Annotated in this window: 11 protein-coding genes, 1 tRNA gene and 3 rRNA genes; 1 reads left to right on the top strand and 14 read right to left on the bottom strand. The window is 47.0% G+C overall.

Features of this window, described 5'->3' with window-relative positions:
• Positions 1–32: 32 nt before the first annotated feature.
• The 8 genes from MHH49_RS12515 to MHH49_RS12480 form a co-directional block, all read right to left on the bottom strand.
• Complete coding sequence (locus MHH49_RS12515; protein ID WP_036680469.1) at positions 33–1,097, bottom strand: protein arginine kinase; 1,065 nt, start codon at positions 1,095–1,097, stop codon at positions 33–35.
• A gap of 28 nt (positions 1,098–1,125) precedes the next feature.
• On the bottom strand, positions 1,126–1,650 hold the full coding sequence (locus MHH49_RS12510) for a UvrB/UvrC motif-containing protein (protein ID WP_036680467.1): 525 nt from the start codon (positions 1,648–1,650) through the stop codon (positions 1,126–1,128).
• 30 nt (positions 1,651–1,680) lie between these two features.
• Positions 1,681–2,142 carry a CtsR family transcriptional regulator gene (locus tag MHH49_RS12505; RefSeq protein WP_036680465.1) on the bottom strand — a complete coding sequence of 154 codons (462 nt, stop codon included), beginning with the start codon at positions 2,140–2,142 and terminating at the stop codon, positions 1,681–1,683.
• 294 nt (positions 2,143–2,436) lie between these two features.
• Positions 2,437–3,609 (bottom strand): GNAT family N-acetyltransferase, encoded by a 1,173-nt coding sequence (locus MHH49_RS12500; RefSeq protein ID WP_076215388.1) that lies wholly within the window; start codon positions 3,607–3,609, stop codon positions 2,437–2,439.
• A gap of 421 nt (positions 3,610–4,030) precedes the next feature.
• A 5S ribosomal RNA gene (gene rrf / locus MHH49_RS12495) occupies positions 4,031–4,147 on the bottom strand.
• A gap of 129 nt (positions 4,148–4,276) precedes the next feature.
• A 23S ribosomal RNA gene (locus MHH49_RS12490) occupies positions 4,277–7,202 on the bottom strand.
• Positions 7,203–7,344: 142 nt separating this feature from the next.
• Positions 7,345–7,420 (bottom strand) — tRNA-Ala (locus tag MHH49_RS12485).
• A gap of 101 nt (positions 7,421–7,521) precedes the next feature.
• A 16S ribosomal RNA gene (locus tag MHH49_RS12480) occupies positions 7,522–9,079 on the bottom strand.
• Together the 16S, 23S and 5S rRNA genes with 1 tRNA gene alongside form the textbook arrangement of a ribosomal RNA operon.
• A 404-nt stretch (positions 9,080–9,483) precedes the next feature.
• Here MHH49_RS12480 and MHH49_RS12475 point away from each other — a divergent pair.
• The gene (locus tag MHH49_RS12475; RefSeq protein ID WP_076215995.1) at positions 9,484–10,740 is read left to right on the top strand and encodes an MFS transporter; all 1,257 of its coding nucleotides are present in this window, start codon (positions 9,484–9,486) and stop codon (positions 10,738–10,740) included.
• 4 nt (positions 10,741–10,744) lie between these two features.
• On the opposite strand, the gene MHH49_RS12470 is transcribed toward MHH49_RS12475, so the two are convergent.
• The 6 genes from MHH49_RS12470 to pcrA form a co-directional block, all read right to left on the bottom strand.
• Positions 10,745–12,547, bottom strand: coding sequence for a transglycosylase domain-containing protein (locus MHH49_RS12470; RefSeq protein WP_235219412.1), 1,803 nt, complete (start codon positions 12,545–12,547; stop codon positions 10,745–10,747).
• Between the two features lie 53 nt (positions 12,548–12,600).
• Complete coding sequence (locus MHH49_RS12465; RefSeq protein ID WP_036678672.1) at positions 12,601–13,185, bottom strand: HAMP domain-containing protein; 585 nt, start codon at positions 13,183–13,185, stop codon at positions 12,601–12,603.
• A gap of 62 nt (positions 13,186–13,247) precedes the next feature.
• Positions 13,248–14,360: a sensor histidine kinase gene (locus tag MHH49_RS12460; RefSeq protein WP_036678670.1), complete on the bottom strand. Its 1,113-nt coding sequence runs from the start codon at positions 14,358–14,360 to the stop codon at positions 13,248–13,250.
• Between the two features lie 19 nt (positions 14,361–14,379).
• On the bottom strand, positions 14,380–15,087 hold the full coding sequence (locus MHH49_RS12455; protein ID WP_036678667.1) for a response regulator transcription factor: 708 nt from the start codon (positions 15,085–15,087) through the stop codon (positions 14,380–14,382).
• Positions 15,088–15,267: 180 nt separating this feature from the next.
• A complete protein-coding gene (gene ligA, locus MHH49_RS12450; protein ID WP_036678665.1) occupies positions 15,268–17,280 on the bottom strand; it encodes an NAD-dependent DNA ligase LigA in 2,013 nt (670 codons plus the stop codon).
• A gap of 77 nt (positions 17,281–17,357) precedes the next feature.
• On the bottom strand, positions 17,358–19,697 hold the full coding sequence (gene pcrA, locus MHH49_RS12445) for a DNA helicase PcrA (RefSeq protein ID WP_036678664.1): 2,340 nt from the start codon (positions 19,695–19,697) through the stop codon (positions 17,358–17,360).
• Positions 19,698–19,706: the final 9 nt, after the last annotated feature.

Here is a 19,706-nt window from a genome sequence, read left to right as displayed (position 1 = left end):
TCCTGCACCTCCATGAATAATAAATATCTATATTAATGTTGTGTTCCCAGTGTTTCTCGGAGCAGTTTCGCCCGATACATATCCCGTTCAGTAGCGTTCATCTCGTCACCGAACATTTTTTGCAGAAATCCTGGCTGTGTCTTAACGTTAAGCTCATTAAGCACGGAAATCGAAGGGCCTTCCAGTATGCCAAGGTCGACCCCAAGTCTCACATCAGACAGCCGTTGTGCGGATTCTTTAAGCTCCATTAGAGCTGCATAACACAAAATCCCATAAGATCTTTTCACTCGGTCTGTAATTCTTAAAGCGGAATCTACCAGCAGCCTTTCACGGGCATTTCGTTCATGCTCTATAATCTGGGTGACTACACTGTGAAGGTTCTCGATGATTTCACTTTCCGTTTGACCGAGAGTAATCTGATTGGAAATTTGAAAGATGTTCCCTACTGCTTCGCTGCCCTCACCATAAATTCCTCTTACAGTCAATCCCACTTGATTCACTGCTGACAATATGCGATTGATCTGTTGGGTCATTACTAGTGCTGGCAAATGCAGCATTACTGAGGCACGCAGCCCTGTACCCACATTGGTGGGACAACTGGTCAAGTATCCTCTTTTATCATCAAAAGCGTAATTAACAGCTGATTCGAAGATATCATCGATGGCTGTCGCACGTTCCCATGCTTCTCTTACCTGAAGACCCGGGAACAGACATTGGATCCGCAGATGGTCTTCTTCGTTAATCATGATGCTGACCGACTCATCTTCATTTAATATCACAGCTGCGCCACGTGAATCATTAGCCAGATTAGGACTGATGAGATGTTTCTCGACCAATACCTTTTTGTCCAGTTCATTCACTTCAGCAAGCTTTATCAGTTGAAAAGATCCGAATTCGGCAGCAGTTTCCCCATGAAACACAGGGGCCAGCAGCTCTAATACTTCTTCCGATTGCTCTAAGGAAGCAAGCATAGGGAATGGAAGATGCTCTAAATTACGTGCAATACGCATACGGCTGCTAATTACAATCTCGGAGTGACTGCCTCCCGAGCGCATCCAATCACTAAGCGCTTGTTCAGTAAATCGGAGACTTGACATGTCATATCCCCCCTATATATCAAAGACTTTACTCTTGTGCCATTTCTTTTTCAAGTTGGCGAATTTGATCCCGCAGCTCTGCCGCAGTTTCGAATTCCTCCTGTGCGATACTTTGCTGTAATTCCAGCTTCAATTCATCAATTTGCCGTTTAAACACAATCTGTGCTCCAGCACGTTTGGGAATCTTGCCTACATGCGAAGTGCTGCCATGCACCCGTTTAAAGAGCGGGTCCAGTGCACTGTTAAAATATTTATAACAGGAGCTGCAGCCAAAACGACCCAATTTGCTAAACTGCGAGTACGTCATCCCACAATTCTCACATTGCAGACTCTGCGTAGTCTTCGTAGCAGCCGTCTTTTCCTTACCGGCCCCTTCAAGATCAAGCAGACCGGACAGCAAGCTGTGAATGGAGAATCCTCCAGCAGTTCCCGGGATCAGTTCACCCTTCTCCCGCGCACAGCTCTCGCAGATATGAAATTCTGTCTTCTCTCCATTCACGATCTTGGTGAAATGGAGTGTTGCTGGCTTGACGCCACATTCCTGACATTGCATAAGCGAAAGCCCCTCCCTTATGATTGACAATTATTTGCCTAACAAAGAGATTAACATCGCCTTCATAATCTTGGCCCGAATCTCATCCCGATATGGAATCTTAACCGTTAGGCAATCCCGAGAAACAGCAGCGCGCATAAGACACGCCTCACGCTTGCTTAGAAAACCAGCTTCCTCCAGTTGATAAATCAACCCTTCGGCAGCGTTCTGATCTATCCCGCCACCTATAGTATGGTTTAAATGGGCATGCAGTGCCACGTTGGGCGGCAATTCAAAACGTTGAATACGAATATATCCCCCGCCACCACGCTTACTTTCCACCACATAGCCTTTTTCCAGTGTAAAGCGTGTACTAATAACATAATTGATCTGTGACGGTACGCATGAGAACTGGTCCGCCAGGTCATTTCGCTGGATTTCCACCGTACCTTCGGGACTTTCATGCAAAATATTCTTCAGATATTGTTCAATAATATCAGAGATATTGCGCATCACTCATCCTCCAGTGCTCTTTAAAGCTTCATAATATCGCTTGCGGCCCGCATCCTTAATGACATTCATTAGTGAACTTCATTCATATAAGTCTGAAGAAAACTTCACGAATTCAGAGGATCGCACTGTATGCCATCAGGTGCGTTGACTTTGACTTTCTTTGACTTTTTAATATTATAACATATTCTGTGCTAATTCCAAGAGGATTCTCTTATTTTTCACTTTTTTCAGCGAATGTATTCGGAAATAAAGAACTCTCCCAGCATCTTTCGAAGGGGAGAGCCTAATTATTTTCTAAAAATGATCAAAAAGTGCGGTTTCAGCTTGCGGAATGATTTCTTCGAGCCATTCCAGAGCCGTCGGACTACCAGTCACAAGTCCATAACGAGCCAGCTCTGCAGGGCGTTTATATCCAAACATTAGAATCGTCAGCGTGCCAATATCACAGCTTAAGTCAGCTGCATCCCGTTCACCCTCTATACGCAAGAAAGCTGCTGCTCCCTCTTCGGAGACCGTCCATTCCCACAACCCGTCATTCCATGGTGCATATTTATCTTCAATATAAATAACCTGTTTCTTCTGACTGCTGTGACGCTTAAAAGAATAACTCTCCACAAATACTTTAGCATTCACAATACGCGCCATAAAATAAGGATAGTTCTCCTGCTCTATACGCGGATCAGGCAGCAAAAAGGGTAACATATCATCGGATGGCACCAGTTTTAGCGATGCACCGGTCACCATTGAATCGTGATTCGCAAGAAATGTCCACAGCCCCTGCCGGGCCTGTTCGTTCAAAAACACAAATTCATCAATGACCAGTTCTCTATTTTCTATCTTATATAATACGTATCCTTCAGGTTCCCCAAGCTGTGAATAAAATACCGCAGTCTGACCTTCATCATCCAGAACAGAGTTCTCCCACCAGTCCAAATCACGCTTAAGTGTTCCGTTATATCTAACTGCAAAACGATTGTATAAGTTGTCCAATACTACGATATCTTTAACACCGCGTCTTACCTTGCCCTCAACTTCAACCTTCTTGGGAAACTTGGCAACAGGAATGGAGTATTTCTTATATTCACAATAAACTTCCCAACCAAATTTGCGATAAAAAGGGATCAAGAACGGATGCAGAAAAGATAATGTCTGCCCCGCCTCATTCATCGTTTGCAGCGTATGCGCTAGGAGCTTTGCCACATGTCCCTGTCTGCGATTCTCTGGCCATGTCGCTACCCCAGCGAGCCCTCCCATAGGTACTAATCTACCTTGTATGTACACTTGGAATGGAAGAAGAGTAAGTTTGGCTTCCAAAGTACCTTCTTCAAAAGCACCCCATACGCGTTCTGCTTTAAATCTTTCCTTAGCATTAGCCCTTTTCTCACTAGGCAGCTTGTATTGAAAAGCATATTCAGATAAATCCATGCTTAGATCAAACTCTTCTGAGTGCAACTGTCTGATATCCACAAAACTCACCTCACCATTTATGAATTTACTTTTATGGTTAGTATAACAAGAGAGTGTATTGTGTGCGAATTATAAGGATATTTTTCGAACTTTTTTTAGTTATCCACAGCTTTAAGCAGTTTCAAAAATAGTCTTGTAATCTTGTCCTATTCAAGTTAAAATAATTATCCACTTATCAATCCCTCTATCCACATAAATCTGACTATATCCACAGCAACCCGTGTATTACTTAGGTTTTCTGTTGACAGATCTACATAAATATGTACTTAATCCACACCATTCGGTGATTTTTTGCCTTTTAATCATCTATCCACATGTGCGTAAGTTTTCTGCAAATTCCAATGAATTATCCACAAGTTTTCCACAATCTATAATAGACGCAAAAAAGCCACTGTCGAGTTATCAACAGTGGTCTATTTGTGCTTGGCAACGTCCTACTCTCCCAGGACCCTTCGGTCCAAGTACCATCGGCGCTGGAGGGCTTAACGGTCGTGTTCGGGATGGGTACGCGTGGAACCCCTCCGCTATCGCCACCAAACATGCGTCTGTGAAACAGACGCTGCCGCGTGAAATTCGGTTCATCACCAGAAGTGACAATGAATTTCTAAGCGTATTACAGGCTTAATCGCCTGAAAACTGAATCCGAAACGAATCTGCATTCTAAGTATAGGATAAGCCCTCGACCGATTAGTATTGGTCAGCTCCATGCATTGCTGCACTTCCACCTCCAACCTATCTACCTCGTCGTCTTCAAGGGGTCTTACTAATTGGGAAATCTCATCTTGAGGGGGGCTTCACGCTTAGATGCTTTCAGCGCTTATCCCGTCCGTACGTAGCTACCCAGCCATGCTCCTGGCGGAACAACTGGTGCACCAGCGGTACGTCCATCCCGGTCCTCTCGTACTAAGGACAGCTCCTCTCAAATTTCCTGCGCCCACGACAGATAGGGACCGAACTGTCTCACGACGTTCTGAACCCAGCTCGCGTACCGCTTTAATGGGCGAACAGCCCAACCCTTGGGACCTACTTCAGCCCCAGGATGCGATGAGCCGACATCGAGGTGCCAAACCTCCCCGTCGATGTGGACTCTTGGGGGAGATAAGCCTGTTATCCCCAGGGTAGCTTTTATCCGTTGAGCGATGGCCCTTCCATGCGGTACCACCGGATCACTAAGTCCGACTTTCGTCCCTGCTCGACTTGTAGGTCTCGCAGTCAAGCTCCCTTATGCCTTTGCACTCTGCGAATGATTTCCAACCATTCTGAGGGAACCTTGGAACGCCTCCGTTACTCTTTAGGAGGCGACCGCCCCAGTCAAACTGCCCGCCTGACACGGTCCCCGTACCCGATTAGGGTACTAGGTTAGAACCTAGATACGATCAGGGTGGTATCCCAACGGCGCCTCCACCGAAGCTTGCGCTCCGATTTCTACGGCTCCCACCTATCCTGTACAGATCGTACCCAAATTCAATATCAAGCTGCAGTAAAGCTCCATGGGGTCTTTCCGTCTTGTCGCGGGTAACCTGCATCTTCACAGGTATTAAAATTTCACCGGATCTCTCGTTGAGACAGCGCCCAAGTCGTTACGCCATTCGTGCGGGTCAGAATTTACCTGACAAGGAATTTCGCTACCTTAGGACCGTTATAGTTACGGCCGCCGTTTACTGGGGCTTCGGTTCATAGCTTCGGGTTACCCCTAACCACTCCCCTTAACCTTCCAGCACCGGGCAGGCGTCAGCCCGTATACTTCGCCTTGCGGCTTCGCACAGACCTGTGTTTTTGCTAAACAGTCGCTTGGGCCTTTTCACTGCGGCCCCCTCGTGCTATTCACACTACCGGGGCACCCCTTCTCCCGAAGTTACGGGGTCATTTTGCCGAGTTCCTTAACGAGAGTTCTTCCGCGCGCCTTAGAATTCTCTTCTCGCCTACCTGTGTCGGTTTGCGGTACGGGCACCTTCTCCTGGCTAGAGGCTTTTCTTGGCAGTGTGAGATCATGACCTTCGCTACTATAATTTTCGCTCCCCATCACAGCCCAGCCTTAATGATGTGCGGATTTGCCTACACATCAGCCTCACTGCTTAGACGGACATCCATCAGTCCGCGTCACTACCCTCCTGCGTCACCCCATCGCTCATAGCGGATTACGGTGGTACAGTAATTTCAAACTGTTGTCCTTCGACTACGCCTTTCGGCCTCGCCTTAGGTCCCGACTTACCCTGAGCGGACGAGCCTTCCTCAGGAAACCTTGGGCTTTCGGCGGATCAGATTCTCACTGATCTTTTCGTTACTCATACCGGCATTCTCACTTGTGTAGTGTCCAGCGCTCTTTTCAGTACACCTTCAACCCCTACACAACGCTCCCCTACCCCAGATACATAGTATCTAGCCATAGCTTCGGTGGTGTGTTTAGCCCCGTTACATTTTCGGCGCAGAGTCACTCGACCAGTGAGCTATTACGCACTCTTTCAATGGTGGCTGCTTCTAAGCCAACATCCTGGTTGTCTGTGCAACTCCACATCCTTTCCCACTTAACACACACTTGGGGACCTTAGCTGATGGTCTGGGCTGTTTCCCTTTTGACAATGGATCTTAGCACTCACTGTCTGACTCCCGGCAATAAGTATATGGCATTCGGAGTTTGACTGAGCTTGGTAATCCTTGCGGACCCCGCACCCAATCAGTGCTCTACCTCCACTACTCTTATACCGAGGCTAGCCCTAAAGCTATTTCGGGGAGAACCAGCTATCTCCGAGTTCGATTGGAATTTCTCCGCTACCCCCACCTCATCCCCGCACTTTTCAACGTACGTGGGTTCGGGCCTCCAGTGCGTGTTACCGCACCTTCACCCTGGACAGGGGTAGATCACACGGTTTCGGGTCTACGTCCACATACTCAATCGCCCTATTCAGACTCGCTTTCGCTGCGGCTCCACCTTCTCGGCTTAACCTTGCATGTTAAACGTAACTCGCCGGTTCATTCTACAAAAGGCACGCCATCACCCATAGATCGGGCTCTGACTTTTTGTAAGCACACGGTTTCAGGTTCTATTTCACTCCCCTTCCGGGGTGCTTTTCACCTTTCCCTCACGGTACTGTTTCACTATCGGTCGCCAGGTAGTATTTAGCCTTAGCAGATGGTCCTGCTGGATTCATACGGGGTTTCACGTGCCCCGCACTACTCGGGATCCGTCTCGGAGAGAATACAGTTTAGGTTACAGGGCTTTTACCTCTATCGCGGGCCTTTCCAGACCTCTTCACCTACCATATTCCTTTGTAACTCCATGTGAGACGTCCCACAACCCCTAAGAGCAAGCTCTTAGGTTTAGGCTGTTCCGCGTTCGCTCGCCGCTACTGACGGAATCACTATTGTTTTCTCTTCCTCAGGGTACTTAGATGTTTCAGTTCCCCTGGTCTGCCTCTACACACCCTATGTATTCAGGTATGAGTAACTGCGAATTACCACAGCTGGGTTTCCCCATTCGGACACCCCCGGATCAAAGCTTGCTTACAGCTCCCCGAGGCAGTTTCGTTGTTCGCCACGTCCTTCGTCGGCTCCTGGCGCCTAGGCATCCTCCGTGTGCTCTTATTAGCTTAACCTTGATTTTTCCGAAGAAAAATCTCACTAATAACATTTACTTGTTTGCACAAGTTGCTAAAAGATGTTCTAAAACGCAAATTCGTTTCGGTATCCAGTTTTCAAGGATCAAGTGTATAGACATAACAAATAGATGAAGTTTGTTGGTGGAGCCAAGCGGGATCGAACCGCTGACCTCCTGCTTGCAAGGCAGGCGCTCTCCCAGCTGAGCTATGGCCCCGCAAATTCCATCAAAACCGAACAAATGGATACACGTTAATTAGTTGTGGAAGCTGAGCTTCCGATTTGAATGTTCTCATTGCAGAGAACGATTCTCCATAGAAAGGAGGTGATCCAGCCGCACCTTCCGATACGGCTACCTTGTTACGACTTCACCCCAATCATCTACCCCACCTTCGGCGGCTGGCTCCCTTGCGGGTTACCCCACCGACTTCGGGTGTTGTAAACTCTCGTGGTGTGACGGGCGGTGTGTACAAGACCCGGGAACGTATTCACCGCGGCATGCTGATCCGCGATTACTAGCAATTCCGACTTCATGCAGGCGAGTTGCAGCCTGCAATCCGAACTGAGACCGGCTTTGATGGGATTGGCTCCACCTCGCGGCTTCGCTTCCCGTTGTACCGGCCATTGTAGTACGTGTGTAGCCCAGGTCATAAGGGGCATGATGATTTGACGTCATCCCCACCTTCCTCCGGTTTGTCACCGGCAGTCACTCTAGAGTGCCCAGCATTACCTGCTGGCAACTAAAGTTAAGGGTTGCGCTCGTTGCGGGACTTAACCCAACATCTCACGACACGAGCTGACGACAACCATGCACCACCTGTCTCCTCTGTCCCGAAGGCCGCTGCTATCTCTAGCAGATTCAGAGGGATGTCAAGACCTGGTAAGGTTCTTCGCGTTGCTTCGAATTAAACCACATACTCCACTGCTTGTGCGGGTCCCCGTCAATTCCTTTGAGTTTCAGTCTTGCGACCGTACTCCCCAGGCGGAGTGCTTACTGTGTTAACTTCGGCACCAAGGGTATCGAAACCCCTAACACCTAGCACTCATCGTTTACGGCGTGGACTACCAGGGTATCTAATCCTGTTTGCTCCCCACGCTTTCGCGCCTCAGCGTCAGTTACAGCCCAGAAAGTCGCCTTCGCCACTGGTGTTCCTCCACATATCTACGCATTTCACCGCTACACGTGGAATTCCACTTTCCTCTTCTGTACTCAAGCCACCCAGTTTCCAGTGCGACCTCAGGTTGAGCCCAAGGTTTAAACACCAGACTTAAATAGCCGCCTGCGCGCGCTTTACGCCCAATAATTCCGGACAACGCTTGCCCCCTACGTATTACCGCGGCTGCTGGCACGTAGTTAGCCGGGGCTTTCTTCTCAGGTACCGTCACTCCGGTAGCAGTTACTCTACCGGACGTTCTTCCCTGGCAACAGAGCTTTACGATCCGAAAACCTTCATCACTCACGCGGCGTTGCTCCGTCAGGCTTTCGCCCATTGCGGAAGATTCCCTACTGCTGCCTCCCGTAGGAGTCTGGGCCGTGTCTCAGTCCCAGTGTGGCCGTTCACCCTCTCAGGTCGGCTACGCATCGTCGCCTTGGTGGGCCGTTACCCCACCAACTAGCTAATGCGCCGCAGGCCCATCCCTCAGTGACAGATTGCTCCGTCTTTCATTCTTCTCTCAGGAGAAAAAAGAAATTATCCGGTATTAGCTACCGTTTCCGGTAGTTATCCCAGTCTGAAGGGCAGGTTGCCTACGTGTTACTCACCCGTCCGCCGCTAAGTTATTTTGAAAGCAAGCTTTCAAAATAACTCCGCTCGACTTGCATGTATTAGGCACGCCGCCAGCGTTCGTCCTGAGCCAGGATCAAACTCTCCAATTAGTATTGAAAAGAGCGATGTGCTCATTTTGAAACTGACGATTCATTAAATGAATCTTTTTAAAAATTAACGCGTTCCATTTGTTCAGTTTTCAAAGAACTTGCTCCTGGCATTTCGACATCCAATGTCTCTTGCACAGGAATTAGAGTATATCATGTTTGTTTCTATCTTGTCAACTTATTTTTTCATCGCTTGTGTTTCGTATGTGCGATGCGTCGTAAGCACAAGAGATAATATACCATGCTGTCATTGAGTTTGCAAGCTTTTTTTGAAATAAAAAAATCATTCGTATAAATAACTTCGATACAACACAAATTGATACCATTCATCCATTATTTGTGGCTAAATAGAATTTATCGTATTCGCCAATCTTACCTTCTAACTATCAGTACAGAGAGGAGTCAAAATGAAGACCAAACCTACAGACGCTGCGTCCACGGTAGACAGCAAGGACAAAGAGCAGCGTAATCTGCAGCAGGCAACGATTTATAAAATTTTGTTAGCTGTCAGTTTTGTTCATTTATTTAATGATTCTATACAGGCAGTCATTCCAGCAATCTTCCCTATTCTCAAAGATAATCTACTGCTCTCTTTCGCCCAGATTGGATGGATCTCATTCGCTTTAAATATGACGTCATCAGTAATCCAACCCGTCATTGGATATGCTGCAGACCGTAAACCCCGTCCTATATTATTACCACTAGGTATGTGCAGCACATTTTTAGGTGTACTTCTATTGGCTTATGCCAATAGCTATTTTCTGGTCTTATTCTCGGTTATCCTGATCGGATTCGGTTCAGCCACCTTCCACCCAGAGGGTATGCGTGTTGCTCATATGGCCGCAGGTCAGCGAAAGGGATTGTCGCAATCTATTTTTCAAGTGGGCGGCAATGCTGGACAGTCCCTTGGTCCAATGCTTACGAAATGGGTATTCATCCCCTTTGGCCAGATTGGTGCCCTAGGCTTCACGATCGTCGCGGCTGCCGGAATCGCTGTTCAGACCTATGTAGCTCGCTGGTATAGAGAAATGCTAGATGCCGGTTATACCTTTCATAAAAAATCAACAGCACGAGCAATCGACCCCACCCGCCGAAAAAGCATACGAACAGCAACGATTATTCTTGTATTCCTAGTCTTTGTTAGGTCTTGGTATGGCGCTTCTATCGGTAGCTACTACGCCTTCTATCTAATGGACAAATATCAAATGTCACTGGATAAAGCCCAAATCTATATTTTTATGTATTTGGCTGCTGGCGCAGTGGGTACATTTTTTGGGGGTCCGCTGGCTGACCGTTTTGGACGGCGTAATCTCATCTTACTGTCAATGGTCGGAACCGTCCCCTTTGCGCTTGCTCTACCCTTTGTAGGTCCATTATGGGCGGCTGTATTGCTGCTGATTGGCGGTTTCATACTTCTGTCCAGCTTCTCGGTTACCGTCATTTATGCTCAAATGCTATATCCAGGCAACATTGGCACAGTTTCAGGTCTGATCACGGGACTTGCTTTTGGACTCGGCGGGATCGGCTCATTAGTCCTCGGCAACCTCATTGATAATATCGGGATTGCTAAAGTGTTCATCGCTTGCGGCTTCCTCCCGCTGCTTGGGTTTCTTGCCTTGCTGCTTCCTAGAGATGAGAAATTAGAAGAATGGGCGGCGCAATAACTTCTCAATGATCACTTAAGGCTTTACTCATTACTGTAGAAAATAGAGCGGCAGCCTTCCCGCTGCCTTCAGTCATATAATTATCCTGATTCGTACGATCAAAACCCATCCATACCGCAGCTGTCCACTCCGAAGTATAGCCTACAAACCAAAGATCCCGATTGGCTTTCTTGCTCACGCCAGCCAAGTCCAATTGGGTCGTACCGGTCTTTCCCGCTACTGGTCTGTTCATCTGCGCTTTTTTCCCTGTTCCTTCATTAACAACATTGCGTAACATAGCCGTCATCGCTTCTGCGGTACGCGGCGAGATTACCTGACGTGATTCAGAGGGATGAGTATACAAGACCTTCCCTTTTGAATCCGTTATGGAGCGCACCATATGAGCCGCATTAAATTTGCCTCCACTAGCAAAGACACTGTAGGCCTGGGCCATTTTTAGTGGAGAAACCCCATTATGAAGCCCCCCCAAAGCTATAGATAAATGATTGTCCTCCTCCGTCAGTACAATTCCTAATTTGGCGGCAAATTGCCGCGCAGAAGAGATTCCAACCTGCTTCAATAGCCATACAGCTGGTGCATTGATGGACTTTTGCAAAGCTGTGTTCATTGTAACCTGACCTTGGTATATACCGTTCAAGTTCTCAGGCTTATAGCTGCCATAAGCAACTTTACGGTCGGACAGCACACTACTCGAGTTGAATTTCCCGCTCTCGAGTGCAGGTCCATAATCAATGATCGGCTTAAAGCTGGAACCAGGCTGACGTGCATCAATAATAGCTCTGTTCAAATTGCCCTCGTTTTGATCTCGCCCACCAATCAACGCCACTACTTCTCCTGTACGATGATCCATTATGGTCATAGCTGCTTCTACCTGCTGATCTTTTCCGTCAGGTGGAAATGAAGCCTCTTTGAGAACGGCCTGCTCAAGTGCCTGCTGTGCTTTGATGTTCAAACCTGTAACTATAGTGTAGCCGCCTGTACGAAGCTCCTCTACGGATTTCCCTGTGATCTGAGCCGCTTCCTTAAGGGCGGCATCCACATAATACACTCCGACAACCCCATTTTCGACCGCAGCTGGAGGCTGATATTGTTTATTCAGAGCTTCCTGCATTTGCTCATACGTGATTAGTCGCTGATTGAACATCATCTTTAGCACTAGATTTCTTCTCGTTTTGGATAATGCACTATTGTCTACTGGGTTATAAATAGAGGGGCCTTTAGGGATTCCCGCCAGAGTGGCTATTTGCCAGATCTCCAATTTTTTCAGATCAGACACGCCGAAGTAACGCTTCGCTGCTGCTTTTACTCCATATTGTCCCCGCCCCATATAAATCTGATTGAGGTACAGCTGCAAAATCTTACGTTTCGTCAGTCGCTGCTCCAAGGCAAAAGCAATAGAGGTTTCATTTAACTTGCGCAGCATATTCTTATCTCTGTTCAAATAAAGATTGCGAGCAAGCTGTTGAGTAATACTACTGCCACCTTCTGATAAACTCATGTCCAAGATATTTTTTAAGAAAGCGCGTGATATCCCTTTATAATCGACCCCTTGATGGCTATAAAAACGGCGGTCTTCTACTGTTAAAAAGGTATTTATCAATAAAGCCGGCATCTCCTCAAGCTCTGCTGTAAGCCTATAACCCGAGCTCGGTAGCGGAGTCATTCGTATAACTGTTCCATCTGAAGCTGTGATGATGCTTGATTCTGGCAATTGCAGCCTATCCTCATGCCGGTTAAGTACGATCCCCCCATACTGGTATACATAAAAAAAAATCAAAAGCGCCAATACCGTACTAATAACACTCACATCAAATAATAGGTACCCTACTCGCAATATCCGGGTGCGTGCATTCCATCTGCTCATGATTCGATAATCAGGTTCTCCAGGAACCGCTCCATACTGCGCACTTCATCATTCGCTGCTGCAAGAAGTGTATGTACTTCCGCCTCATCCTCTTCAACCTCACGGAGGGTGCGAAGTATCGCCCTAGTCCTTATTAATAAAGCTACTGCTGGTGTGTCCTCTATCCGCTTTGAGCTTGCATCCCTATCTGGAACTTCTATTCTTTGCATTCGATTGAGGTTAGCAGCAATTTCACCTATTTCTCCTCCAGAAAGAACCTTGATGTTCTGAGCGACTCCTTTGTCTGCCAGCTCCGAGGTTCCCACCACTAGCGAGCGCAAATCATCAGCTATTTTCTGTGAACGAAGAACATACAGCCCACCGAAGACTAGAATAAATAGAAGGATGGCACTAGGGGTTTGACCCAAATGATTAATAACCCAATGAATAAGCCGGACAAAAAAGGCTTCTGATTGGCCCGAATAATGAGAATACAGCAAAGCGACAGCCCGCTGGACAACAAAAAGAAAGGCAGCACTCAAAAGAGCGCAACCCATAAAAATATATAAATAGCTGATACGAACCGTCCGAAGTTTTGGCATGGTAGTTCCCTCCTTGTGCCACAAGGATAACTTCCAAATCTTAAGAACCCGCCAGAGTTTTCTTAAGATTCTATGAAGAATGGGAAACGGGTAATAAAATCCGTGCGAAGAGATGTACTTTCTACATAAATAACGCCATTGTGGCGTTCGATGATACTTTTGGCAATCGCAAGTCCAAGCCCTGAGCCACCTGTATGCTGTGAACGCGACTTTTCTGCCCGATAGAATCGTTCAAAAATAAAAGGGATATCACTTTCCGCAATCCTGTCTCCAAAGTTGCTAATACGGACCACAGCATCCTTTTCCTTTTTACTGAAACCTATCTCCAATTTTCCGCCGCTTCTGCCGTAACGGATCGCGTTAGTAATCAGATTTTCATAAGCACGTACTAATTCTTTAGGCGAAGCCTCTATCCATAACTCATCAGCAACGTCCTCGATCTCATAGACCATATCCGCCTTTGTTAGTTCAGGAACCGACTCCTCCGCCAGCTGCCGTATGAAAGCCTTCAAATCCAATCTCTGCATAACCAAAGGGTACTCTCCACTATTTACACGTGTGTATTCAAAAAGATCATCGATCAGTTTACGCAGCACCAGGGATTTGTTGTAGGCTATATCCACGTAATACCGTATTTCCGCTTCTTCCTGACATCGATCTTGTTCGATGTATTCCAGAAAACCCAAGACAGAGGTAAGCGGGGTGCGTAAATCATGGGAAACACCTGTGATCAAGTCATTTTTTGCATTTACAGCTTTACGTTCCTCCTCTATGGAGTGCTGCAAACGCTCAGCCATTTCATTAATATTCTCAGCCAGCACACCCAGCTCATCCGTGGTTCTGACTTCAATTCTATGGGACATCCCGGAGCTTGTAATTTCTCGAATCCCTTTCGTGATCTCTTCCAGATACAGCACAACTTTACGAGTGTAGATAAAAAAGAATAATAAAAAGCTGATAATACCCGCTGCTGTCATTAGTGGCATAGAACCAATATGATTAATAATCCAGCGCAGTATGCGTGAATAGGGCGCCGACTCTGAAGCCGGATTTAGATAGATCATAAAGTTGACGAGTTGGTACCCTGCCATAAGCAGCAAAGCGCCTGAAAGCACACTCAGCAAAAAAGCGAACATAAACTTCCAGCGAATCGTCGTTATATATTTAGAATTCAAGAAGCCTCACCTAATCCTTTCAGGAAGGTCCGTCCAATTTATAGCCAACTCCCCAGACGGTTTGTATGTAACGTGGGCGTTTCGAATCGATTTCGATTTTGTCTCGGAGATTACGAATATGTACCATCACTGTGTTACCGCCATCTAGAAAAGGTTCATTCCATACCTTATTGTAAATTTGCTCCAAGCTAAGCACTTGACCTTGGTGTCTCGCCAAAAGCTCTAGAATAGAGAATTCCCGCGGAGTCAGTTTAATCTTCTGCTGGTCTACATACACCTCATGCTTAGACGTATCTATAGTCAGATCCTCAAAGCTTAGTTTGCTGTCGTTTCCCAACGTATTACTATCCTTATTAAATCCGTGATAACGGCGCAGCTGTGATTTTACTCGTGCCACAATCTCCAAGGGATTAAACGGCTTGCCCACGTAGTCATCTGCCCCGAGGCTCAGGCCGGAGATTTTGTCCATATCTGTATTTTTGGCTGATAGTATGATAATTGGCATTTTCCGCTCTTCACGGATTTTCATACATGCAGCTAACCCGTCCATTTTAGGCATCATGACATCAAGAATAATTAGATCAACTTCCTCTTTCTGCAGACATTCCAGCGCTTCCATTCCATCATAAGCCTTTAGCAGTCTATAGCCTTCATTACAGAGATAAATCGTTAACAGTTCTACAATTTCCTTCTCATCATCTACTAACAATATCGTTTCTCTCTTCACAGGAAGGGTTTCCTTTCAAATATAGTAATAAATATCTATAGCCTATATATTAGCAGATCATCCGAATTTTTTTCTAAAAAAGAAACGTTTAGTTGTATCCACGCAAAAAAGGCCCCTGCTCCTCTCGCACTTAAACGAAATGGAACCCGGAACCTTTTGGAATCGAATATAGTTTGTTACTTACATATCCAACAAGCGAATTAGCTCATCTTCATCCTCAATGACCTGAATGCCTAACTGCTGCGCTTTAGCCAGCTTACTGCCAGCTTTTTCACCAGCGATAACTAAATCTGTCTTCTTGGACACACTTCCGGACACCTTTGCTCCGAGTGCTTCCAGACGTTCAGCTGCTTCATCTCGGGTAAGCTTTTGCAAGGAACCGGTCAATACGACCGTTTTGCCACTAAAGAAGGAATCGGTACTAACAGGACGTGGCGCCTCAGGAGCCTTCGCTTCCACACCCAACGCCCGCAAGCGGGAAACATTAGCTACTACAACTGGATCTGCGAAGAAGCTGACAATGCTCTCGGCGACAATCCCACCAATGTCTGGTAACTCAGCGAGCTCCTCGGCTTTGGCCTGCATCACGGCATCCAGATCGCGGAAATGATCAGCCAACATCTTCGTCGTTGCTTTACCTGTGTTAGGGATCCCTAACGCAAAGAGAAATGAAGCAAGATCTCTACCTTTGCTATCTTCTAAAGCTTGCAGCAAATTCTGTGCTTTTTTCTCACCAAAACGGTTCAGCTGTACGAGCTGCTCAAAGTTCAGTTCATACAGATCCGCAGAGTCATGTACATTAAGCTCATCATAGAGCTGACCCGCCGTCTTCTCACTGAATGTCTCAATATCCATCGCATCACGCGAAGCAAAGTGGGTGATCCGACTGATAATCTGCGGCCTACAATTCAGTTTATTGTTACAGAAAAGATGTGCTCCGCGCATTTCTAACGGATATCCACAAGCTGGACAATCCTCAGGGAAAATAATCTCTCCACCGTCATTCTCCTCTGTTACCTTGCCGAGAATTTCTGGGATAACATCATTGGAACGGCGAATAAAGACCCGCGAACCTAAGGCGAATTTCAAGTTTTTGCGCTCAATATCACCCACATTATTCAGGGTGCAGTTCTGAACGGTAACTCCAGCAAGCTCTACAGCCTCAACCCGAGCCAGCGGAGTCACTTTACCTGTACGACCTACATTCCAGCTAACAGACTCCAGCACGGTCGTCGTTTCTTCGGCTTCAAATTTATAAGCTACTGCCCAACGTGGGAACTTGTCAGTGTATCCAAGCACCTCACGGATTCTGAAATCCGTGACCTTAATTACAGCCCCATCAATGAGGTAATCGAGACTCGAACGACTCTCCTCGATTCCAGCAAGCTGCTCAGTTACATCATCAAAATCATTACAGTAGGTCAGGTATGGGTTCACTTTAAATTTGTTATTCCGCAGAAAATCCATCATTTCCTGATGATCAGCGAACTCCGCACCTTCTGCAAAGCCTACATTATAGAAAAAAGCGTTCAAACGGCGGTCCGCAGTAGTCTTCGGATTAAGATTACGCAGTGCACCTGCTGCTGCATTACGCGCATTCTTCAGCGGCTCTGCAGCCCTTGTATTATAATCAGCCAGCACAGACAGATTCATAATCCCTTCACCCTGAACCTCAATGACCCCATCCTTGAAGGGAATCGTCAATGGAACGGATTTGATGGTCTTCACCTGTGCAAGTATTCCTTCGCCAACTACACCATTGCCACGCGTCGATGCCTGTTCGAGAACACCATTACGATAGGTTAAATTCAGCGTTAAGCCATCGAACTTCAGTTCTACTGCATAACAAGGATCAGGAAGAGGGTTGTCTGGATTCTTAAGATTGTATTCATTCACTAACCGGAGCACCCGGGTATTCCAGCTGCGCAGCTGTTCAATATTCTGTGCTTTATCCAGACTCCAAAGCGGTGCCAGATGCCGATGCGGCGTGAAGCCCTTAAGCAGCTCTCCACCTACACGTTGTGTAGGCGAATCTGGTAGCACGAAGCCACTCTCAGCCTCCAGTGCTACAAGCTTGTCGTATAAAACATCGTATTCCTTATCGCTGACTAGCGGTGCATCCAGCGTGTAGTAGTGGTAATTATAATTATTTAATTCCGCAACAAGCTCTTCCATCACATGCATAGCATCCATGCAGGTACATCCCTCCGTCAATAAGTTTCCTAAAGTTAGCGTGGTCTAAATATCCGTTCGTTAATCGTTGTCTGCTATTATTCCACTTTGGTAATCGGCGCAAACCCCGCAAGCAGACGTTTGACACCCACTGGTGCCGGAAAAGCAATCTGCAGCTCCGTGTCATTCCCGCTGCCTTTAACAGATACAACGGTGCCGGTGCCCCATTTGCCGTGGGAGACCTTGTCACCCGCTTTGTAATCGCCAGCTGCTGCAGCTCCTGCTCCGGTAGCACGCTGTGCGCCTCCGGAGGTCACGGTCACGCTGCTCTTGCTTGCCGCCGCTGACGCCGTGCTTCCGCCGCCTGCCGGTGTAGCTCCGGCGGCTCCGCCTCGGCCGCCAAAGTTCCCACGGCCACCGCTGCCGAAGCCGCGTCCGCCGTAAGCACCGCCTACCTCCGCGCCTCCGCGCTGGAAGCGGTCTTGAGTCTTAACGGTATCTTCCTTCAGTTCCTCCGGAATCTCCTCTAAGAAGCGGGACGGTTGGTTCGCCGTCGTCCGCCCAAAGAGCGTGCGCATCCGCGCACAAGAGAGAAACAGTTGTTTCTCCGCGCGGGTGATCCCTACATACGCAAGCCGGCGTTCCTCTTCCAGCTCGTCGTTGTCCTGAAAGGCACGGCTGTGTGGGAACACGCCTTCTTCCATTCCGACGATAAATACCGTCGGGAACTCCAGACCTTTGGCGCTGTGCATCGTCATTAACACAACCGCATCACTACGATCCTCTTCATCATCGTTCACACTATCGATATCTGCGATAAGTGCAAGATCCGTGAGGAAGGAGACCAGCGACTTGTCTTCATTGTTTTTTTCAAACTCCATCGTCACCGATAAGAACTCATCGATATTCTCTAGCCGCGAACGTGATTCGAGTGTATTTTCATTTTGCAGCTCCAAACGGTACTGGGACATCTCCAATATTTTTTCCGTCAATTCGGTTACAGACAAGAACTCTACCATACGGTGCAGAGCTTCAATCATATCGTAGAACTCTACTAGCATATTCCGCGTCCGTCCAGCAAAGCCCAAATCATCGACCGTTTGCAGTACTCGGAAAATAGAAACACCACGTTCACCAGCCGCAGCTGCCAGCTTACCAACCGTTGTATCTCCTAATCCACGCTTAGGAACATTAATAATACGCGTCAGGCTGATATCATCATCAGGGTTAGACAATAAACGTAGATACGCCAGCAGATCCTTGATTTCTTTACGATCATAGAACTTGATCCCGCCAACGATTTGATATGGAATATCTGATTTGATCAGAATTTCCTCTATTACCCGTGACTGAGCATTCGTCCGATACAAAATCGCGTGATTCTGGTAGGCTTGACCTTGTTTCACATTTTTGCTGATTTCTCCGGTTACAAAATATCCTTCGTCATGCTCGGAATCCGCCCGGTACACCTTAATCTTGGCGCCTTCCTCGGAATCGGTCCACAGCTTTTTCGGTTTACGGCCACTATTAAGCGCGATTACCCCATTGGCTGCATTCAGGATATTAGCGGTTGAACGGTAATTTTGTTCTAGCAGAATCGTCTTCGCTTCCGGATAATCCTCTTCAAAATTAAGAATATTCGTAATATCCGCACCACGCCAGCGATAGATCGACTGGTCACTATCCCCTACCACACAAATGCGGTGGTGGCTGTCTGCCAGCATGCGGCACAACATGTATTGTGCTCTGTTCGTATCCTGATACTCATCCACATGGATGTATTTGAATTTCTTTTGGTAAAAATCCAGAACCTCGGGAACTTCCTTAAATAATTCGATAGTCTTCATAATCAAATCATCAAAATCAAGCGAGTTATTGCTTCTCAAACGTCTTTGATACATTTTATAAACCTTAGCAACTAAACCTTCGAAATAATCACCGACTTTTTGCTCATACTGCGCCGGAGTTATCAACTCATTCTTAGATGCGCTAATTATGGCTTGTACAGCTTTCGGTTCGAATTTTTTCGTATCAATATTCAGTTCCTTCATGCAATTACGAATAACTGATAACTGATCTGTAGAGTCCAGAATCGAGAAGTTGGAGGTAAATCCAATCCGCTCAATATCCTTCCGCAAGATCCGAACACACATGGAGTGAAAGGTAGATACCCAAATATCTCTTCCCTCAGGTCCAACGAGCTTAGATACACGTTCCTGCATTTCCCTCGCAGCTTTATTCGTAAATGTAATCGCCAAAATCGCCCAAGGCGGCGCCTTTCGATTAGCAATCAGCCAGGCAATTCTGTGAGTCAGCACTCTCGTCTTCCCACTGCCCGCACCAGCCATAATCAAAAGGGGTCCTTCAGTAGTTTCGACAGCCTGCCTTTGTGGAGGATTCAATCGGCTGACCGCGTCTTGTATGTTAATAAGTTGCATGTGTAACAT

Source organism: Paenibacillus sp. FSL F4-0122, assembly GCF_038002845.1.
GTDB classification, from domain to species: Bacteria; Bacillota; Bacilli; order Paenibacillales; family Paenibacillaceae; genus Paenibacillus_AQ; species Paenibacillus_AQ odorifer.
Note: the sequence above shows the minus strand (reverse complement) of the source record. Positions and strands in the feature narration are given on the sequence as shown.